Below are 19080 nucleotides of genomic sequence, written 5' to 3' on the forward strand. Positions count from 1 at the left end.
ATACTCTTTTTTCATTTAAATTTCATCTATAAAATACAGAATAGTCTAGTTATTTCCAGAATTCCGAATATTTTTTTACCAAAATGGTATCTTCCTGTGATATTTTTAAAAAAAGTACAACTTTTTGAGCATTTTTTATTGACTTGTAGGCTGAAAGTGTTATACTAAATGAGTACCTTCATTGGTTTACCTCAAACCTGTTGTGATGTAAGTTAATGAAGCCTTAACCACGCTGTTTGCTGAGCTTGACTCCGGGCAGTGTGGCTATTTTTTTATCTAAAGAAAATACTAGGAAAATATTCTTATTATGAAAAATCATATCGTTCTTTTTGAGCCTCAGATTCCGCAGAATACCGGCAATATTGCCCGTACTTGCGCCGCGACTAATTCGCCGCTTCACATCATCAAGCCCATGGGTTTTCCCATTGATGACCGCAAGATGAAGCGGGCGGGATTGGACTATTGGGATAAGCTGGATATCACCTATTATGACAGTTTAGACGATTTTATGGAGCAGATGGATGGCCGTCTTTACCTGATTTCTAAGTTTGCGGAGAAGGTCTATTCTGAGGAAAATTTTGCTGAAGAAGGTTCACACTATTTTATGTTTGGTCGTGAGGACAAGGGATTGCCAGAGGAATTTATGCGTCGCCATCCAGAAAAGGCTCTGCGTATTCCCATGAACGACCAGCATGTCCGCAGTCTCAATGTCTCCAATGCGGTCTGCATGATTGTCTATGAAGCCCTGCGTCAGCAGAATTTTGCTGGCTTAGATTTGGTACATGAGTATGAAGCGGACAAGCTGAAGTAGTGGAATGAATGTATCTAAGCAGTTAATTTTCCTAATAGATAGAATACTATTGTTGAAACGCTTTTAATTACATCAATCAAATTGCTTGCTCTGGCAGGCTTTTTTTGTTATGATAATGATGTCTTCAGGGCAGGGTGAGATTCCCGACCGGCGGTAACTTTTGGCTGGAAAATATTTTTTTCTCAATGCTAAATCAAGTCCGCGAGCGCAAGCTGATGTGGTGAGATTCCACAACCGACAGTATAGTCTGGATGGGAGAAGACGAGAGGCAGTGAAGCAATCTTGCCGTTTAATCTTTATTTAAGGGCTGAGCCCTATACTAAATAATCATTAGCTGACAAGCTTTTTTCAGTGGCCTTTCCGGCTTCTCTAATTTTTATAAATTGGAGGAACCTGTGATGACAAATACTCGTAAGTTGGCGATTGTAGCAGTTTTATCTGCTCTATCATTTCTACTCATGCTTTATGAGATTCCCTTGATAACTGAGTTTCTAAAGTTGGATTTTTCAATTATTCCGATTTTACTGGCTTTGGTAGTCTTGGATTTAAAAAGCTCTCTGGCAGTGCTCTTGATTCGCTCTGTCTTAAAGCTAGCTTTGAATAATAATGGCGTAGGCACTCTAATCGGTCTACCCATGAATATACTAGCGGTAGCTGTCTTTGTTTCTGTTTTTTCACTTTTATGGAAAAAAAGGAAGAGCTTGTTTGACTATGTGAAGGCTTCTTTGGTAGCGACGCTTGGTCTTACGATCACTATGATTGTTCTAAATGTTATCTATGCAGTTCCTCTCTTTGCAAGGTTTGCAGGTTTTGATATTTATAAAACATACGGTCTTTCCAAGTATCTGCTGACCATGATTGTCCCTTTTAACCTATTAGAAGGAGTGATCTGGGCTGCTGTCTTTTGGCTAATTTACAAACTCTTACAGCCCGTTCTAAAACGCTATGAAAAATAAACAATCTTATCTAACAAAGGGCTCTTTTGCCCTTTTACTTTTCGTCATGCTAGGCTACATGGTCAAGTTTTATCCTGAGCAGCTGACCAGCTTTGACACCCCGATTCAGACCTGGCTTCGGGGAGACTTGCCTGCAGCTTTGACAACTTTTTTCAAACTTGTAACCAGTGTGATTGATCCGATGGGGATTATCATCTGGGTTTCAGCTCTTGTCCTGTTTTTCCTTTATAAAAAATGGAAGCTGGAAGCTGCCTTGCTAGCGGGAAATCTGGTCTTACATGGGATTTTGATTAAGCTTATTAAACTCGTTTACCAAAGAAGTCGGCCCAGTATTTCGCATTTGGTCAAAGAGGGTGGTTACTCTTTCCCGAGCGGACATGCCATGGCGACAGCCATTGTTGTTGGGACCTTGATTATCATTGTCCAGCAACGGATTCAAAACCAAAAAATCAAGCGTTTGGTGCAAGCTTTGATCTTGCTCTTTATCTTCACGATTATGGCATCCAGAGTCTATCTGGGCGTGCACTACCCGACAGATGTAATCGGAGGAGCCTTGATGGGCTTTGCCATTCTCAATATCGAATTTCCCTTTTATGATAAATTACGCTTTCAATGGCGTTTCAAGGGAAAGCAGAAATAAATATAGATGAGAAAGGTTGGCTTTGCCGGCCTTTTTGTCTTGACAAAGAAAGTCTCTTTCTTTATGATAGGAGCAAACTAGATTAGGAGCTTAGTATGTCCAATTCAAATCAAGAACTCATCGATGCTGTTTTGGCATTAGTAGATAGCATTCCCTCTGGGCGCGTGGCGACCTATGGCCAGATTGCTCGTTTAATTGGTCGGCCAAAAAATGCCCGCTTGGTGGGGAAGATTCTCAGTCAGTCGGAACTTTATGGCAGCAAGCATCCTTGCCATCGGGTGGTCAATGCAGCAGGGCGTCTCGCACCAGGCTGGGAAGACCAGACACACTTGCTCTGGGCGGAGGGAGTGGACTTGAAGGCTAATGGTTGTGTGGATTTGAAAGTCTATTTGTGGGAGCGGTGATTTCCTTCTTTCCTTGTGAAAGGGGGAATTTTTGTTTCTAAACTCTTTTTTGTGGTAGAATGAAAGGTATGAAATCTTACAATTCTTTGAATGATTATTATCGAAAACTTTTTGGAGAGAAGACTTTTAAGGTGCCCATTGATGCGGGTTTTGACTGTCCCAATCGGGATGGTACGGTAGCGCATGGAGGCTGCACCTTCTGTACCGTTTCGGGTTCTGGTGATGCCATTGTGGCACCAGATGCGCCCATTCGCGAGCAGTTCTATAAGGAAATTGACTTCATGCACCGCAAGTGGCCTGATGTTCGTAAGTATCTGGTCTATTTCCAGAACTTTACCAATACCCATGAGAAGCTTGAAGTGATTCGTGAGCGCTATGAGCAGGCCATTAACGAGCCTGGTGTCGTTGGACTCAATATCGGAACTCGGCCGGACTGTTTGCCTGATGAGACCATCGCCTACTTGGCTGACTTGTCCGAGCGTATGCATGTGACCGTGGAACTGGGCCTTCAGACTACCTACGAGGAGACCTCAGACCTCATCAATCGTGCCCATTCTTATGAGCTCTATGTGGAGACGGTCCAGCGAGTCCGAAAGCTGGCTCCCAAGGCGGAGATTGTTTCTCACTTGATCAATGGCCTGCCGGGCGAAACCCATGAGATGATGCTGGAGAATGTCCGTCGCTGTGTGACAGACAATGATATCCAGGGAATCAAGCTCCACCTGCTTCATTTAATGACCAATACCCGCATGCAGCGGGATTATCACGAAGGGCGACTGCAGCTGCTCAGTCAGGAGGAGTATGTCTCCATCATCTGCGACCAACTGGAGATTATCCCCGAGCATATCGTCATCCACCGTATCACTGGCGACGCCCCGCGAGATATGTTGATTGGCCCCATGTGGAGCCTCAATAAATGGGAAGTTCTCAATGCCATTGAGGCAGAAATGCGTCGTCGTGGCAGCAAGCAAGGCTGTAAAGCAAAGGAGCAGAGATTCGTATGTTAAGACCCTTACAGATGGCCCATGCCTTTTTGGCAGAAGTCGTGACCAAGGAAGATATCGTAGTGGATGCTACTATGGGCAACGGTCATGACACCCTCTTTCTGGCTCAGTTGGCCAAGCAAGTCTATGCTTTTGACATTCAGGAGCAGGCTGTGGAAAAGACTCGCCAGCGCTTGGCAGAAGTGGATTTGGACAATGCCCAGCTAATCTTGGCTGGCCATGAGACTCTGGACCAATACACGGACCATTTCAAGGCAGCTATTTTTAATCTTGGTTACCTTCCTTCGGCGGACAAGTCTGTCATTACCCGACCCGCTACGACGCTGGAAGCTCTGGGAAAGGTCTGTCAAGGCTTAGCAAAAGGCGGCCGTGCAGCTATCATGATTTACTATGGGCATGATGGTGGAGAGGTTGAGAAAGATGCGGTGCTAGACTTCGTCAGTCAGCTGCCTCAGCAGGACTTCACCGTTGCCCTCTACAAGACCATCAATCAGATTAACCATCCGCCTTTCCTTGTCATGATTGAGAAATTGAGAGAAGGAACTTGAGATACAATAAGGATACAGAGAGAAAAGCCAGACAATAGGAGCTTTCAGTACTGTATCCTTATTTTTTAAATTGTGACACTCAAATAAATAGGTCTAAAAGAAGAGAATTATGATGTGTGTAAATTTAAAGTCTTATATTTTCCTACAAAGAAGATATAAGACTTTTGACATTTTTTATTTTATATGATAATCTATGACTGTATAACCAAAAAACGTCACAGTGTTTTTAGGAGGAAGTTATGGCTACTGCTTTTACTACTGAAGAGAAAGAAGTAATTAGAAAGAAATTACATAAAGTTGCAAAGGAATGCCTTCAAAGATATGGGGTTAAGAAAACCACTGTAGACCAGATGGCAGCAATGGTAGATATTTCCAAAGGTTCTTTTTATAATTTTTATTCCTCAAAAGAAATGTTATTTTTTACAGTCTTAGAAGAATATCAAATAGATGTTATGAATCGCTTGACAGAACAATTAGATATGGAAGCCAAGATAGATACAAATCGTCTGGTACAGTTACTTTATGATTTTTATCAAGATTTTCGCTATTCATTTATGTATACCATATTTAAAAATCATGAAATGGAATTACTCATAAGAAAATTGCCGAAAGAGGTGATAACAAATCATCATCTGATAGATGATAGGATGGTTAAAGAAATTGTGTCCCGAATCAACATTAGAGAAAATGTATCGGTAGAAATCGTTTCTGCTTTATTTAGAACGATTGCTATGACTATATTACACATCGAGGAAATCGGCGAAAAACAATTTGATACTACATTGAAGTTAGTCATACAAGGAGTTGTGGAACAAATTACTAAGGAGGACAGGTAATGGTGAAAGAAGCAATTAGAACCGCAAACCTTTCTAAAAGATATGGAACAAAAAATGTTGTCAACAACTTGAATTTATCAATAAAACCTGGTGAAATAGTAGGTTTTTTAGGACTGAATGGTGCAGGGAAAACAACGACGATGAGAATGATGCTAGGATTGATAAAATCTACATCAGGAGAATGTTATATCCAAGGAAAAAAGTTAGATCTGAGTAATTTAGAACTTCGAAATGAAATAGGTTATATTATTGAGACGCCTTATTCTTATCCAGACTTAACTGTGAGAGAAAATTTAGAAATCGTTAGTAAATTAAGAGGGGTTAATAAAGATAATATTGACTGGGCAATTGAAAAATTAAAACTAAAGCAATATGAACATAAACAGGAGAAGCATCTTTCTTTAGGAAATGTTGCGCGTTTAGGAATTGCAAAAGCGATTATTCATAAACCTAAAATCCTAATTCTTGATGAGCCAACAAATGGATTAGACCCTTTTGGAGTTATTGAAGTGAGGGAACTATTAAAGGAATTGGCGAATAATCTGGGTACAACTGTTCTTATTTCAAGTCATAATCTGGAAGAAATATCTAAAATTGCTACTAGGATAGTTATTGTACATGAGGGCAGACTTATAAGAGAAGTTGAAAGCAATGAATTAGATCAGTACTTAGAAAAGAGGTTACTAGTAAGTGGCTCTAATAATAAGGCCATGAAAGAAGTATTATCTAATCATGGCTATCAGGTAAACATTCAATCAGACACAGAAAATAATATCCATTTCTTAGAATTAACTGATAGAAAATCTGTGGAATACCCGGAAGATATTGCCACATTGCTAGTCCATGCAGGTTATCCGCCCAAATCATTGACTGTTGAAAAAGAAAATTTGGAACATTATTTCTTAAGAATACTGAATGACTATCATGGAGGAATTTCAAATGAAAAAGCTTAGTTCCTGTATTTTAATTGAATGGAGAAAGTTAATAAAATCAAAACTTTCCATCGTAACTGCTTGTTCTATCTGTTTAGTTCCTTTTATTGTTGGCTTGTTTGCAACTATGATGAAATATCCAGAGAATTTCAAAAATCTTGGTTTGATTTCTGCAAAAATGGAAATGATGAGGATAACAGACTGGTCGTCGTACTTAATGACCGTATCACAAGTCATTTCTGTTGGGGGATTGCTCATTTTTGGATTTACATCATCTTGGGTTTTTGGCAGAGAATATTCTGATAAAACGATGATAGACCTATTAGCGCTCCCGATAAAAAGAGATACAATCGTATTATCCAAGTTTATCGTTATCGCTTTGTGGAGCTATATTTTATCAATTTTTGCACTTTTATTGGGATTATTAGCTGGCAACCTGATTGGACTTGAGGGTGGGAGCTTAATGGTGATTTTTAAAGGTATACTTACTTTTGTTTTTTGTACTACTCTTACGATCGTACTCTCTACTCCAGTGGCCTTTTTTGCTTGTTTAGGTCGGGGATATTTGTCACCATTGGCATTTATCATTTTTACTATTATTTTTTCTCAGCTTGGTTCTGCTCTTAACTTTGGGAAATACATTCCATGGGCGATTCCTGCACTCGCAAGTGGTATTGCAGGAAAAGCACTATTGAATTTTGGGAGCATTGTCAGTTTATTTGGGGTAAGTATTCTAGGTCTTATCGCAACAGTAGCTTGGTGGAGGTATGCTGATTACGATTAAAATGAAGTGATGAAAATGCTAATAACACAAAACTAAGTCTTATTCATTTCCATTCAAAACAACCCCTCCTGTTCAGATTGAAAAACGAGAGGGGGTATATTGTGGCAATCGAAAGTTTTGGGCGAGAGGAGACTATGTGAGTACCGTGGGCCTAAATGAAAAGATAGTTTCTAAATATATACGCGATTGGGAAAAAATGCCCTTGTCTTTGATAAGTTAAGTGTCAAAGCGTTCTCAGATGGCAGTTTTAGAACAAGGTAAAATCCCGTTTTTACGGGCATTAGTCAAGTAATCATAGCATTAACCTAAAAGAAGTTCAGCGAACGTCTTTAGACGTCGCTAGAGGGAAACGGCTTATAGCCGGTGTACAAGCCACTCGTTTTCACGGGTGGTTATGATTTCTCAAAATGAGCAAAAAAACAGTAAACCTTTGTGATTTACTGTTTCTCAAATCGTTATATTCAATTATACAAACTGGGATTTTTAGATTTTAACCCTTAAGGAAAATAAAATGGGCTATTCTCCCGAAGTATTTTCTATAATATTATAGTTTAATGCAGAGTGTAGCTATATAGTCATTTCCATAACGTGATAATCTATGTCTTTTGTCACACGATTCATAAAAATCTATCATAGCGAGACCATTTTTAAGTTGTCCTCTAATCTGAGTTTCTAAGGTATGGCTAAATTCATATCCATATTCTGGATTGATGGTTATCTTGCCTTCCTCTTCAAGCTCTTTTGAATTAAAAGGTATTGAAAACTTTAAAAGTAATTCCTCATCGGGTTTGTCCCATACAATGTCAGTATCATACATGTATATCCAAGGATTCATAAACCCGACCATTAACAATCCGCCCTTTTTCAATACTCGAGAGGCTTCTTTATACATATTTTCTAAATCCTCTATATATACATTTGAAACTGGATTAAAAATAATATCAAAGGTTTCATTTTCAAATGGAAATGATTTTGTCATATCGCCTTGAATTGTGTTGATTTTTAATCCTTCTCTTTTAGCAACCAACTCATCTCTTTGTAATTGTGATTTAGAAAAATCCATTATGGTTACATCATAACCCTTTATAGCAAAAACTGGTCCCTGCTGTCCACCACCACAAGCTAAACCTAATATCTTTTTTCCGTTTGCTTTTTCAAACCATTCTTTTGGAACTTTTTTCCCAACAGTTAATGCAACAGAAATTGGATTATTTCTAACTTCTTCTAATTCTTCATGTGTCAATGGCTCAGTATAGTCATTTTTTACATTATTCCATCTATCTTCATTTAATTTTATATAATTGTTCATCTTATAATCTCCTCGTAATTTTATACTATTTCGATTTAAGGTGAATAGGTTGCCATTACATTTTTCTCACCTCTACAAATTATAATTTGTTTTACTCGATATTTGTAATATTGTATCATTGGTAATCATGTATAGAAATGTTATTGCTAAATTCCAATTTGACGCACTGTAGATGATCCTCATTTCACATACTACATCTGAAATGCTGTTATCCAAAAACATATTCCGGCTATAAGTGAAATCGGAGTCATAACATATTTTTCTTTCTTGCTTTTTGAAATCATGTTCATAATCGTATTCAAGGATAGGTAAGCGGCAAAGAAGAAACAAATATATTTAGTAACCTTAAAAGACAGCCACAAGGGAATGAAACCTCCGGCTTGCAAAATAATGATCATGGCAAAAATTTGAATAGCTACCGAAATGACTGCCGCAAGTCTAAATTTCTTAGGTAAGATTTTATGTTGTCCCCCCATTGTATATTCGCCCAAAGGCAGACCGCAAGCAACAAGAACTGTCATAATTGCTATAATTCCAAATAATACTGCACCTAATATTGAAAACATAAATCACTATTCTCCCTTCGTAAAATCTAAAAAGTTTCAGTTACAAATTCAACTTTGTGTCACTTAATATCCCTATAAAATTATAAGAAATTCTTATCAAGTGTTCAAGTTTTATAGGTTTTTCTCAAGCTGGTCTGTTGATTTCCCTTTTCCTTTGTTCTTCCACCAATCGCTCAGATCGACTAAGGATTGAGCGGCGGAAGGGATGAGAAGGAGGACATAGATATAGACATACTGGCTCTTGGTTTCCCAGAAGAAGTGGAAGAGGCCGCCCCCTAATAGAAAGATGAAGGGATAGAGGTCAAAAGGCGTCAGTTTTTCCTCGGCGACGAAAAATTTATGCAGGATAAAGAAGCAGGAGAGCAGATAGATGCTGGCTAGCAGGGTTAAGAGCAGGAAATTAACAATCTGATAACCTTTTCTTTCCTCATAAATGCTGCGTAGGATAGTTGGTTTCATGTATTGCTGGCGCTCAATCTGAGGTCCAGTCCAAATAGACTGAAAAGTTGGCTCAGTCCAGGTCGACTTGACCTTTTCGTAGAAGAATTTGAGCGCATAAGCAGGATGCTTACTGAAGTGAATCAAAATATCCTTCAAATCCCGAGTAGCCATTTCTGTAGCCAATTTTTCATCGTACTTGTTACGCTTGAGAATCTTGGTATTGTAGGCATCGTACCAGCCTCCCAGACTCTGCCGATTGGGATCATCCCGCAGGCCCATAGTGATGTAGGCGATTTTTGGGGTACCGACACCAATCTTGCCCCCAATCAGCTGCTCATAGTAGGCCGTCAGACCCTTGTTTGAAAGGACGATACCGGCTAAAATCAGGATGATGGCTAAGGGTTTCTTCCAAGACCATTTATAAAAGATGGACAGGAAGCAGACTCCAATGAGCATGATGGCAAAGATGATGTAGTTGTTGCGCAGGAGGCAGGCCAGACTGATGCTAGCGGCTCCCAGCAAGGCATAGAGCAGGTTTCCTTTCTGATCCAGCTTGATAAAAGCATAGAGACTGAGCAGACAGAAGAAGAGCCCGGGAATGGTACCGTAGACAAAGAGGATGAAAAAGAGTTGTGGTAGAAAGAGAAAGGTCAGCAGAATCGTGTATTTCTGAATCATTTCTCTGGCATTGAGCAGGGCAGTAATCTTGTAAATCAAGAAATGACTGAGTAAAGTCCAGACGACATTCATGCTAAAGGCAAACTGAGTCGTTGGAGAAATAAAAGCATAAAGTCGCTCCAGAGTCATCAGTCCTAGCTGATGAGGATTGCGGTACATGTAGCTTCCGATGGTTGTCAGCGAGCTGTAATCTCCTCGATTAAAGGCCAAGGCTGCATTGAAAACATGCTTGGCGTCAGCTCGGATGCGGCCATCGTAGGCCGTTATCAGAAAAATCGCTGCTGCTATAAAGATGAGGGACAAAATCCAAAAAAGATGCTTGGTCTGAACCTTTTCCAACAGGGGTCGGATTAAAAAGAGGCTGAGGAGAAAGAGCAGGAGGATAGGGTAGAAATACCAAGGATTACTGACGAATTGGACTCCTTCTGCAATCCTCAAAGGGATGTAAGTGTGGGACAGCAGAATCTGCCCAGACAGGAAAAGCAAGGCAATCGCAGTCATGGTCAGAATCAGGAAGTAGCCCAGGTTGAAGATGGTATTAGAAAATTGCTTCATAAGGACCTGTTCTCCACCTTGATGAAATAGCGGTCTTCTCCCAGCTCGATCAGCTCGACAGGCTGAGGATAGAAACGGTCCATGATTTCTTTGTGAAAAATGTCCTCTTTAGGACCTTGGGCTATGATTTCACCTTCTTTTAGGAGCAGGACATGATCCATAGCAGCAGTTATTTCCTCTACATGGTGGGTGACATAGAGGATGGTTGGAGCCTGCTCCATCTGTGTAATCTTACCGATCTGTTCCAGCAGGCGCTCGCGGGCAAAGAGATCCAGACCGCTGGTCGCTTCATCTAAGATAAGCAATTCCGGCTTTTCCATGAGACTGCGTGCAATCAGCAAGAGCTGCTTTTCCCCTTGAGACAGACTGATGTAGCTCCGGCCAATCAAATCTTGTCCGCCAATGGAAGCCAGCATTTCCCTAGCTTGGTCCAGCTCCTCTTGTCCGTAAGGAGCGTAGAGAATACTGCTTTTATACTTTCCTGTCAGGACAATTTTTTCAGCTGTGAGGCGGCTAGGCAGACGCTCAGCAATGAAGGAGCCAACTACTCCAATCCTAGTTCGCAGCTGAGGAATGTCGCCGCCGCCAAATTTTGTGCCGAGAACCGTCACCTCACCCTTGGTCTTCCAATGCTCAGCCATGAGTAAGCGCAGGAGAGTAGACTTTCCTGATCCGTTAAGACCGAGAATAGCCCAATGTTCCCCCTTTTTCACTTGCCAGTTGAGATCTTTTAAGATGGCTCGGCCTTGCTTAGTCAAGCTTACATTTTCCAGTTTGATAATTTTTTCCATTTTTATTCTCTCTTTCGTTAAATCTCCTTTATTATAACAAAATTTATGGTAAAATAACTGATAGGAGGAGTCAAATGTTTCATAAAAGTAAGCTGATGTTTTGGACCAGTGAGGTCCTTTTGCTAACGATTATCTTCTTTATCTGGCGTCAGATGGGGGATATGATTACCCCGATTGTTAGCGTTGTGAATACCATCTTGATTCCCTTTCTTGTGGGAGGATTTCTTTACTATATTACGAATCCGCTGGTGAAATTTCTTCAGGAAAAGCTCAAAATCAACCGAATGATTGGGATTCTGATTACGCTCAGCCTTTTATTTGGTTTGATTGCTCTGGGTGTTATTTATCTCTTGCCGATTTTGATTAATCAGCTGAGCAGCTTGATTAATTCAACGCAAGGACTTTATTGGGAAATTCAAAGTTTTGTTAATCAATTATCTAAAAATCCGCTCTTTCGAAATCTGAATATCCAGTCCACCATCCAGCAGCTCAATCTGTCTTATGTGGATATTCTGCAGAATATTCTCAACAGTGTAACCAACAGTCTGGGCAGCGTTCTGTCAGCAGTCGTCAATACGCTGATGATTTTAATTATGACGCCGATTTTCTTGGTTTACTTCCTCATGGACGGTCATAAGCTCCTGCCCATGCTGGAGCGGACAGTTCTCAAGCGCGATAAGCTCAATATCTCTAGCTTGCTGACCAATCTCAATGCTACTGTTGCCCGCTATATCAGCGGAATCTCAATCGATGCCCTGATTATCGGTGCTCTGGCCTACATTGGCTATAGCGTGATTGGGCTCAAGTACGCTTTGGTCTTTGCTATTTTCTCCAGTCTGGCTAATCTGATTCCTTATGTAGGACCGAGTATCGGCTTGATTCCTATGGTCATTACGTATGCCTTTACGGATCCTCAGAAGATGGTAGCGGCCTTGATTTACATGCTGATTATTCAGCAGGTCGATGGCAATATCCTCTACCCCCGTATCGTTGGCGGTGTGATGAAGGTCCATCCTATTACCATCATGGTGCTCTTGCTCTTATCCAGCAATATCTATGGTGTACTGGGGATGATTGTGGCAATCCCGACCTATTCTATCCTCAAAGAAATCGCCAAATTCTTGGCCAACCTCTATGACAATCACAAGGAAGCCCAGCAGCAGAAGAAGAACGAAGAGTTTGGGATTATTAATAAATAAGGATGAGTTTGGAAATCGATTAATTCCAGAATCTCAAGACCAGAAAATAAGACGGAAGGAAGGCCTTCCGTCTTATTTTCATTTCCTGTGCACTAAATTTAAAAATATGATATAATCAGATTTACTTATACATTTCGAGGAGAAAGAATCAATGGAAGACCCTGGCAGTCAGAATATGTTATGGCAAGCCTTACTACTGTTTATATTGACTTTGTTAAATGCCTTTTTCTCAGCTGCTGAGATGGCAATGGTATCGCTCAATCGGGCGCGTGTGGAGCAAAAGGCTGAAGAGGGCGACCTCAAATATAGTCGTCTCTTGGCGGTCTTAGAAAGCCCTAATAATTTCTTATCAACCATTCAGGTTGGGATTACAGTTATCAATATCCTGTCTGGGGCCAGCTTTGCGGATAATCTGGGGAAACTGTTCTCTTCTTGGATGGGAAATTCCGAAACAGCACGTGCTATCGGAACTTTCTTGGCTTTGGTCTTATTGACCTATATTTCTATTGTTTTGGGTGAGCTTTATCCCAAGCGCATTGCCATGAACCTGAAAGACAATCTAGCTGTGCGGGCTGCACCGGTTATTATCTTTCTTGGCAAGATTGTCAGTCCCTTCGTCTGGTTGCTGTCAGCGTCAACCAATCTGCTGAGTCGGATAACCCCGATGAAGTTTGATGATGCAGACGAAAAGATGACTCGGGATGAGATTGAGTATATGCTGACTAAGAGTGAGGAGACCTTGGATGCAGATGAGATTGAGATGCTGCAGGGGATTTTCTCTCTGGATGAGCTGATGGCGCGTGAACTGATGGTGCCGCGGACGGATGCCTTTATGGTGGACATTCAGGACGATACCAAGGAAATCATCGAGAGCATTCTCAAACAGAGCTTCTCGCGGATTCCCGTTTATGATGGGGATAAGGACAATGTCATCGGTCTGATTCATACCAAGCGACTGCTTAATGAAGGTTTCATCAATGGTTTTGACAATATAGTTCTGCGCAAGATTTTGCAGGAGCCACTCTTTGTACCAGAAACTATGTTTGTCGATGATTTGCTTAAGGAGCTGCGCAATACGCAAAATCAAATGGCGATTCTCTTGGATGAGTATGGTGGTATGGCTGGTCTGGTCACACTGGAAGACCTCTTGGAGGAGATTGTCGGTGAGATCGACGATGAGACTGACAAAGCTGAAATTGAAGTCCATGAAATCGGTGAGAATACCTACATTGTCTTAGGAACCATGACCCTTAATGATTTTAATGAATATTTTGAAGTCGAAATCGAAAGCGATGATGTGGATACAATAGCTGGTTATTACTTGACTTGTGTGGGGACTATACCAGATCCGAAGGAACGCATTAGCTACGAAGTCGAAAGTCAGAATAAGCAACTCATTTTAACCAATGACAAGGTAAAAAATGGCCGTGTTACGAAGGTTAAGGTTGAAATTTCAGAAATTGTTGAAGAAGCAGAAAAGGCTGAGAAATAACCTCAGTCTTTTAAGTTTCCTTCAAGTTTTTTATAAGTCTGTCTTAAGTTTCTGGGATTATACTAATAGCATCAAAATAGAAATGAGGACAGTCCAATGACATCTAAAGTTACCCTATATGATAAGCAAGTATTGACATTCTCACAGGCGCAAAAGTAAGAAAGGAAGTAATAAGAATAAGTAAAGTTTAAAAAGCAGCAGAAGCCCTTAACTAATTTTTTCATATAAATCTCCTAAAACAAGTATAAAGAAATTTTGAGGCTCTTTGTCGCTCCAAAACAAAGCAGCCTTAAACTACTCATAAAAGAAACCACCTCTGCCAGCTGGAAGGCAGAGGTGGTTTTGTGATTTAGATGGAACTCGAGGTTATTCTTTCTGGCGCTTAGCGAAATCCACAAAGCGAAATTTGTCTAGCTTGTGCCGGCTCTCAGTATATTGAAACTGGCGGCCGTCTGCCAGATAGACCTGAGACTTGACAGAGACGACTTGCTGGTCCTTGCCTAGGTCCATGAGAATCTTGTCTCGGTCATTGGCGTGGTCAATGGTAAATTCCTTCTTGGCATAATCGATATTGAGCTTTAAATCATTTTCCAAATAGGCATAAATGGACTGCTCAGCGATTTCCCTTGTCAAGTCAGGGACGATTCCCTTGTCTAAATAGTCAATATCTAAGACAGAGGCGACTTGGTCTACAACGCGCTGACGGACGATTCGCCAAACCAGTCGGTAGGGAGGGAAACCAGCGATGTCGGACAGTTTCTGATCTACGGTAATCTTTTCCAAGCTGACAACATTGGTTTTGGACTGCATATTATTCTGCTTGACTACTTCTTGATAGCTGGTCAGCTTAGACACAGGAAAGTCAAACTGTTCATGCTTGATGACTTTGGAACCCTGTCCGCGGACTTTTTCAATCAATCCTTCTTCTTGCAGCAGCGCCAGAGCCTTGCGAACAGTGTCGCGGCTGACCTGGTAGTCTTCTGTCAGCTGGTGTTCGCTGGGCAAGAAGTCTCCGACTGCATAACGTTCCTCTAAAATATCTTTCTCAATTTGTTTGAATAATTGTTTATATTTCTTCATCATAAACTCCACTTGTTTTCTTTTTTGCATACAACCTAGAAAATTTTATCAAAAATAAAGGCTTTTTTCAACAAACAACTTGCCTACATCTTTGAAATCGATTACAATAATTTGTAGAGATGTGTTGAAAAACTAACTCGTAAAAAATATAAGGAGAGTGCTGGATTCTCATTCAGCCAGTAGTCAAATGGGAAAATTTGAGAAGGAAGCCAAAGATCTTCTAGATGCAATCGGCGGCAAAGAGAATGTCACAGCAGTTAGCCACTGCGCAACGCGGATGCGCTTTGTACTTGGAGATGATAAAAAGGCCAATGTCAAGGCCATTGAGGCAATCCCAGTGGTCAAGGGAACTTTCACAAATGCTGGGCAATTCCAAGTCATCATTGGAAATGATGTGCCAATCTTTTACAATGACTTCACTGCTGTATCAGGTATTGAGGGAGTATCGAAAGAAGCAGCCAAGTCTGCTGCTAAGAGCAAGCAAAATCCCCTTCAGCGGGTTATGGCCACTCTGGCAGAAATTTTTACACCGATCATTCCAGCTTTGATTGTCGGAGGGTTAATCCTTGGCTTCCGCAATGTTCTTGAGGGCGTGCATTGGTCTATGTTGGATGGGAAAACAATCACAGAGGTATCCAAATTCTGGTCTGGAATTAACCATTTCTTGTGGCTTCCGGGAGAAGCAATTTTCCAATTCCTGCCGGTAGGAATCACTTGGTCTGTTTCTCGTAAAATGGGAACTAGCCAAATTCTTGGGATTGTCTTGGGAATCTGTTTGGTGTCACCACAATTGCTCAATGCTTATTCAGTAGCATCGACACCAGCAGCTGAAATCGCTAAGGACTGGGTTTGGGATTTCGGTTTCTTCACTGTCAATCGTGTTGGTTACCAAGCTCAGGTTATTCCGGCCCTTTTAGCAGGTTTATCTCTATCTTATCTGGAAATCTTTTGGCGTAAACATATTCCAGAAGTAGTGTCTATGATTTTTGTGCCATTCTTATCATTGATTCCTGCTCTGATTCTGGCTCATACTGTCTTGGGTCCTATCGGTTGGACAATCGGTCAGGGACTTTCAACAGTTGTACTTGCAGGTTTAACTGGCCCTGTTAAATGGCTCTTTGGCGCAGTATTTGGTGCCCTTTATGCTCCATTTGTTATTACAGGTCTTCACCATATGACCAATGCCATTGATACTCAGTTGGTAGCTGATGCCGGTGGTACTGGTCTTTGGCCAATGATTGCTCTATCTAATATTGCTCAAGGTTCAGCTGTATTTGCTTATTACCTTATGAAACGCCATGATGAGCGGGAAGCGCAAATTTCCCTGCCTGCAACCATTTCAGCTTACCTTGGTGTTACTGAGCCTGCTCTCTTCGGGGTCAATGTCAAGTACGTTTATCCATTTGTTGCGGGAATGATTGGTTCGTCTATTGCGGGTCTGCTTTCTGTAACCTTTAATATAACAGCAAATGCCATTGGTATTGGTGGTTTACCAGGTATCCTTTCTATCCAGGCAAAATATATGATTCCATTTGCAGGAGTTATGCTTGTAGCAATCCTTGTACCAATGTTCCTGACTTTCTTTTTCCACAAGACAGGCTTCTTGACGAAGACAGAGGAAGATCCAGAATTGCAGACAGAGTTTGCAGCTCAGGAAGAGGCTGAATTTGCCGGGCCATCCAAAGCCGAGTCATCTCCAGAGGTGAAAGCAGCTGATTCATCAGCTCCTGTAACGATTACTAGTCCGCTGGCAGGAGAAGTAAAAGAATTGAGTCAGGCAACAGATCCTGTCTTTGCACAAGGTTTGATGGGGCGTGGAGTTGTCATTGTACCTAGCCAAGGTGAGTTGGTTTCACCAGTCAATGGTAGAGTAACAGTCTTCTTCCCAACCAAGCATGCCATCGGCATCTTGTCAGATGAAGGTGTTGAAATCCTGATGCATATCGGAATGGACACGGTCAATCTGGAAGGCAAAGGCTTTGAGGGCTATGTGTCTCAAGGAGACAAGGTCAAGGTTGGCGACAAGCTCATTTCCTTTGATATAGACATGATCAAGAAAGCAGGCTATGTAACAGAAACACCAGTCATCATTACGAACTCAGACAAGTATCAGGTGGAGGTGCTTGAACAACTTCCTCGGGTAGTTGAGCGAGGCAGTCAGTTGATGAACGTTAAGCCACTTTAAAGAAAAATGAAATGACTTATAGAAAGGGACGGTGCTTTAAAATCTGTCCCTTTTCTCAAAAAAGGAGAAAATATGACACTTGATAAAACAAAGGTGGTCTACCAAATTTATCCAAAGTCTTTTAAAGACACAACTGGCAATTGTTTGGGAGATTTTCGCGGGATTATTGAAAAACTTCCTTATCTGAAAGAGTTGGGAGTGGACATGATCTGGCTCAATCCATTCTATCCGAGTCCGCAGAGGGACAATGGTTATGATATTTCTGACTATACCGCGGTAGACCCTATCTTTGGAGATATGGCAGATTTTGAAGAGATGGTCAAGGTCGGCCAGCAGCATGGTATTGACTTTATGCTAGACATGGTTCTTAACCATTGCTCGATTGAACATGAGTGGTTCCAAAAGGCACTGGCTGGGAATTCCTACTATCAGGACTTCTTTATCCTGCGGGATGAGCCAACGGACTGGCTGTCCAAGTTTGGCGGCAGCGCCTGGGCGCCATTTGGCGATACGGGCAAATATTATCTGCATCTTTATGATGTCACTCAAGCTGACCTCAATTGGCGCAACCCCAATGTTCGTCAAGAGCTCTTTAAAGTGGTGAATTTTTGGCGGGACAAGGGCGTCAAGGGCTTCCGCTTTGATGTCATCAACGTCATCGGAAAAGATGAGGTGCTGTTGGATTGTCCAGAGCAGGAGGGCAAGCCGGCCTATACTGATAAGCCAATCGTGCATGACTATCTGCGTATGATGAATGAAGCGACCTTTGGGCAGGACGATTCCTTTATGACGGTTGGTGAAATGAGTGCTACGACGATTGAAAACTGTATCCTTTACACGGCACCAGATCGGCAGGAGCTGTCCATGGCTTTTAATTTCCATCATCTCAAGGTAGACTATGAAGCTGGACGGAAGTGGACTCTTAAGGCCTTTGACTTTGAAGAGTTAAAACGCCTCTTCCATACTTGGGGCAAGGAAATGAGTGATCATGATGGCTGGTCAGCTCTCTTTTGGAACAACCATGATCAGCCGCGAGCTCTCAACCGCTTCGTCGATGTAGAGAATTTCCGCAATGAAGGAGCGACCATGTTGGCAGCCAGTATTCATCTGTCGCGCGGGACGCCTTATATCTACATGGGTGAGGAGATTGGTATGGTGGATCCTGACTATGACTCCATGAAAGATTATGTGGATGTCGAGTCTGTCAATGCTTATCAGAGTCTGCTTGCTGAAGGTCAATCGCCAGAGGCAGCCTTCAGGATTATCAAGGCTAAATCTCGTGATAATTCTCGGACACCTATGCAGTGGGATGATTCAGTCAATGCAGGTTTTACAACAGGAACTCCATGGCTGAAGGCGGGCAAATCCTATCCTCTCATCAATGTGGAAAATGAAATCAAGGGCCCGATTTTTACCTTTTATCAGAAATTGATTGCCCTGCGTAAGGAACTACCTATCATCGCAGAAGGCAGCTATCAGCCAGCTTATGAGGACAGTCCTCAGGTCTATGCCTTTGAGCGGGAGTGGCAAGGACAAAAACTTTTAGTCCTTAACAACTTCTATGCTGATCCGATTACGGTGGACATCCTGCCGGATTATCAAAATGGTCAGGTTCTCCTATCTAATTACGGCAAGACTCAGATTGACCATGTGATGACCTTGCAGCCTTACGAAACCTTGGCTATCTTAGTAGGTGAAAACTAAAGTCTTGAAAGAATCTGGAAAAAATTTCAGATTCTTTTTTTATGTGTTGGGCCAGCCTAGACAAGTATTTTTCTGAAGAAAGAGAAACTAATACAGAATTTTGAGAAAGCCTTTGCAAAATTTGATTCTTTTCTTTATAATAAAAATTAAATAGGATAATATACA

General features: G+C 41.4%; 17 protein-coding genes, 2 pseudogenes and 1 riboswitch. Of the genes and pseudogenes, 14 read left to right on the plus strand and 5 right to left on the minus strand.

From position 1 onward, the window contains the following. Positions 1-307 precede the first annotated feature (307 nt). The 10 genes and pseudogenes from AX677_RS07195 to AX677_RS09545 form a co-directional block, all read left to right on the plus strand. A complete protein-coding gene (locus AX677_RS07195) occupies positions 308-811 on the plus strand; it encodes a tRNA (cytidine(34)-2'-O)-methyltransferase (RefSeq protein WP_060976649.1) in 504 nt (167 codons plus the stop codon). Positions 812-927: 116 nt separating this feature from the next. Then, a riboswitch (FMN riboswitch) is annotated at positions 928-1078 on the plus strand. A gap of 131 nt (positions 1079-1209) precedes the next feature. Beyond that, positions 1210-1767 carry an ECF transporter S component gene (locus AX677_RS07200; protein WP_002905138.1) on the plus strand — a complete coding sequence of 186 codons (558 nt, stop codon included), beginning with the start codon at positions 1210-1212 and terminating at the stop codon, positions 1765-1767. After that, the gene (locus AX677_RS07205) at positions 1757-2407 is read left to right on the plus strand and encodes a phosphatase PAP2 family protein (RefSeq protein ID WP_060976650.1); all 651 of its coding nucleotides are present in this window, start codon (positions 1757-1759) and stop codon (positions 2405-2407) included. Before AX677_RS07200 ends, AX677_RS07205 begins: the two co-directional genes overlap by 11 nt. Before the next feature lie 95 nt (positions 2408-2502). Next, the gene (locus tag AX677_RS07210) at positions 2503-2811 is read left to right on the plus strand and encodes an MGMT family protein (RefSeq protein WP_060976651.1); all 309 of its coding nucleotides are present in this window, start codon (positions 2503-2505) and stop codon (positions 2809-2811) included. A 59-nt stretch (positions 2812-2870) separates the two neighbouring features. After that, positions 2871-3818, plus strand: coding sequence for a TIGR01212 family radical SAM protein (locus AX677_RS07215; RefSeq protein ID WP_002905125.1), 948 nt, complete (start codon positions 2871-2873; stop codon positions 3816-3818). Further along, complete coding sequence (locus tag AX677_RS07220) at positions 3812-4363, plus strand: class I SAM-dependent methyltransferase (protein ID WP_060976652.1); 552 nt, start codon at positions 3812-3814, stop codon at positions 4361-4363. Before AX677_RS07215 ends, AX677_RS07220 begins: the two co-directional genes overlap by 7 nt. A gap of 239 nt (positions 4364-4602) precedes the next feature. After that, positions 4603-5218: pseudogene (locus tag AX677_RS07225) on the plus strand (TetR/AcrR family transcriptional regulator). Continuing rightward, positions 5199-6152 carry an ABC transporter ATP-binding protein gene (locus tag AX677_RS07230; RefSeq protein WP_060976654.1) on the plus strand — a complete coding sequence of 318 codons (954 nt, stop codon included), beginning with the start codon at positions 5199-5201 and terminating at the stop codon, positions 6150-6152. Before AX677_RS07225 ends, AX677_RS07230 begins: the two are co-directional and overlap by 20 nt. After that, positions 6139-6915, plus strand: coding sequence for an ABC transporter permease (locus AX677_RS07235; protein WP_060976655.1), 777 nt, complete (start codon positions 6139-6141; stop codon positions 6913-6915). The genes AX677_RS07230 and AX677_RS07235 overlap by 14 nt, the downstream gene beginning before the upstream one ends. Positions 6916-7018: 103 nt before the next feature. Next, a pseudogene (locus tag AX677_RS09545) lies at positions 7019-7176 on the plus strand (IS200/IS605 family transposase); the annotation flags it as partial. A 283-nt stretch (positions 7177-7459) separates the two neighbouring features. Here AX677_RS09545 and AX677_RS07240 read toward each other — a convergent pair. From AX677_RS07240 to AX677_RS07255, 4 genes are all read right to left on the minus strand, one after another. Then, positions 7460-8224: a class I SAM-dependent methyltransferase gene (locus tag AX677_RS07240; RefSeq protein WP_060976656.1), complete on the minus strand. Its 765-nt coding sequence runs from the start codon at positions 8222-8224 to the stop codon at positions 7460-7462. A 191-nt stretch (positions 8225-8415) separates the two neighbouring features. Next, positions 8416-8790, minus strand: a complete 375-nt coding sequence (locus tag AX677_RS07245; protein WP_004193116.1) for a hypothetical protein — start codon at positions 8788-8790, stop codon at positions 8416-8418. A gap of 111 nt (positions 8791-8901) precedes the next feature. Further along, entirely contained in the window at positions 8902-10464 is a 1563-nt protein-coding gene (locus AX677_RS07250) for a hypothetical protein (RefSeq protein ID WP_060976657.1), read from the minus strand. Next, on the minus strand, positions 10461-11255 hold the full coding sequence (locus AX677_RS07255) for an ABC transporter ATP-binding protein (RefSeq protein ID WP_060976658.1): 795 nt from the start codon (positions 11253-11255) through the stop codon (positions 10461-10463). Before AX677_RS07255 ends, AX677_RS07250 begins: the two co-directional genes overlap by 4 nt. A 74-nt stretch (positions 11256-11329) precedes the next feature. On the opposite strand from AX677_RS07255, the gene AX677_RS07260 reads away from it, so the two are divergent. Beyond that, a complete protein-coding gene (locus AX677_RS07260; protein ID WP_002897049.1) occupies positions 11330-12454 on the plus strand; it encodes an AI-2E family transporter in 1125 nt (374 codons plus the stop codon). A gap of 151 nt (positions 12455-12605) precedes the next feature. After that, positions 12606-13946, plus strand: a complete 1341-nt coding sequence (locus AX677_RS07265; RefSeq protein ID WP_060976659.1) for a hemolysin family protein — start codon at positions 12606-12608, stop codon at positions 13944-13946. Positions 13947-14312: 366 nt separating this feature from the next. Here the strand turns inward: AX677_RS07265 and treR are convergent, their stop codons facing one another. Beyond that, a complete protein-coding gene (gene treR, locus AX677_RS07270; protein WP_060976660.1) occupies positions 14313-15026 on the minus strand; it encodes a trehalose operon repressor in 714 nt (237 codons plus the stop codon). A 187-nt stretch (positions 15027-15213) separates the two neighbouring features. Here treR and treP point away from each other — a divergent pair, with 187 nt between their 5' ends. Together treP and treC are read left to right on the plus strand one after the other, a co-directional pair. Further along, positions 15214-17211 (plus strand): PTS system trehalose-specific EIIBC component, encoded by a 1998-nt coding sequence (treP, locus tag AX677_RS07275; protein WP_060976661.1) that lies wholly within the window; start codon positions 15214-15216, stop codon positions 17209-17211. A gap of 72 nt (positions 17212-17283) precedes the next feature. Continuing rightward, positions 17284-18915 (plus strand): alpha,alpha-phosphotrehalase, encoded by a 1632-nt coding sequence (treC, locus tag AX677_RS07280; protein ID WP_060976662.1) that lies wholly within the window; start codon positions 17284-17286, stop codon positions 18913-18915. Positions 18916-19080 lie beyond the last annotated feature (165 nt).

The sequence above is a fragment of the Streptococcus sp. CCH8-C6 genome, assembly GCF_001557225.1.
Taxonomy (GTDB): domain Bacteria; phylum Bacillota; class Bacilli; order Lactobacillales; family Streptococcaceae; genus Streptococcus; species Streptococcus sanguinis_C.

Excerpts from the sequence above, each read along its gene's own strand:
- AX677_RS07220 (WP_060976652.1), top strand. The coding sequence starts at position 3,812 with ATGTTAAGACCCTTACAGATGGCCCATGCCTTTTTGGCAGAAGTCGTG.
- treR (WP_060976660.1), bottom strand. The coding sequence starts at position 15,026 with ATGAAGAAATATAAACAATTATTCAAACAAATTGAGAAAGATATTTTA.
- AX677_RS07255 (WP_060976658.1), bottom strand. The coding sequence starts at position 11,255 with ATGGAAAAAATTATCAAACTGGAAAATGTAAGCTTGACTAAGCAAGGC.
- AX677_RS07235 (WP_060976655.1), top strand. The coding sequence starts at position 6,139 with ATGAAAAAGCTTAGTTCCTGTATTTTAATTGAATGGAGAAAGTTAATA.
- AX677_RS07265 (WP_060976659.1), top strand. The coding sequence starts at position 12,606 with ATGGAAGACCCTGGCAGTCAGAATATGTTATGGCAAGCCTTACTACTG.
- AX677_RS07245 (WP_004193116.1), bottom strand. The coding sequence starts at position 8,790 with ATGTTTTCAATATTAGGTGCAGTATTATTTGGAATTATAGCAATTATG.
- AX677_RS07200 (WP_002905138.1), top strand. The coding sequence starts at position 1,210 with ATGACAAATACTCGTAAGTTGGCGATTGTAGCAGTTTTATCTGCTCTA.
- treC (WP_060976662.1), top strand. The coding sequence starts at position 17,284 with ATGACACTTGATAAAACAAAGGTGGTCTACCAAATTTATCCAAAGTCT.
- AX677_RS07195 (WP_060976649.1), top strand. The coding sequence starts at position 308 with ATGAAAAATCATATCGTTCTTTTTGAGCCTCAGATTCCGCAGAATACC.
- AX677_RS07210 (WP_060976651.1), top strand. The coding sequence starts at position 2,503 with ATGTCCAATTCAAATCAAGAACTCATCGATGCTGTTTTGGCATTAGTA.
- treP (WP_060976661.1), top strand. The coding sequence starts at position 15,214 with ATGGGAAAATTTGAGAAGGAAGCCAAAGATCTTCTAGATGCAATCGGC.
- AX677_RS07215 (WP_002905125.1), top strand. The coding sequence starts at position 2,871 with ATGAAAGGTATGAAATCTTACAATTCTTTGAATGATTATTATCGAAAA.
- AX677_RS07205 (WP_060976650.1), top strand. The coding sequence starts at position 1,757 with ATGAAAAATAAACAATCTTATCTAACAAAGGGCTCTTTTGCCCTTTTA.
- AX677_RS07260 (WP_002897049.1), top strand. The coding sequence starts at position 11,330 with ATGTTTCATAAAAGTAAGCTGATGTTTTGGACCAGTGAGGTCCTTTTG.
- AX677_RS07250 (WP_060976657.1), bottom strand. The coding sequence starts at position 10,464 with ATGAAGCAATTTTCTAATACCATCTTCAACCTGGGCTACTTCCTGATT.
- AX677_RS07240 (WP_060976656.1), bottom strand. The coding sequence starts at position 8,224 with ATGAACAATTATATAAAATTAAATGAAGATAGATGGAATAATGTAAAA.
- AX677_RS07230 (WP_060976654.1), top strand. The coding sequence starts at position 5,199 with ATGGTGAAAGAAGCAATTAGAACCGCAAACCTTTCTAAAAGATATGGA.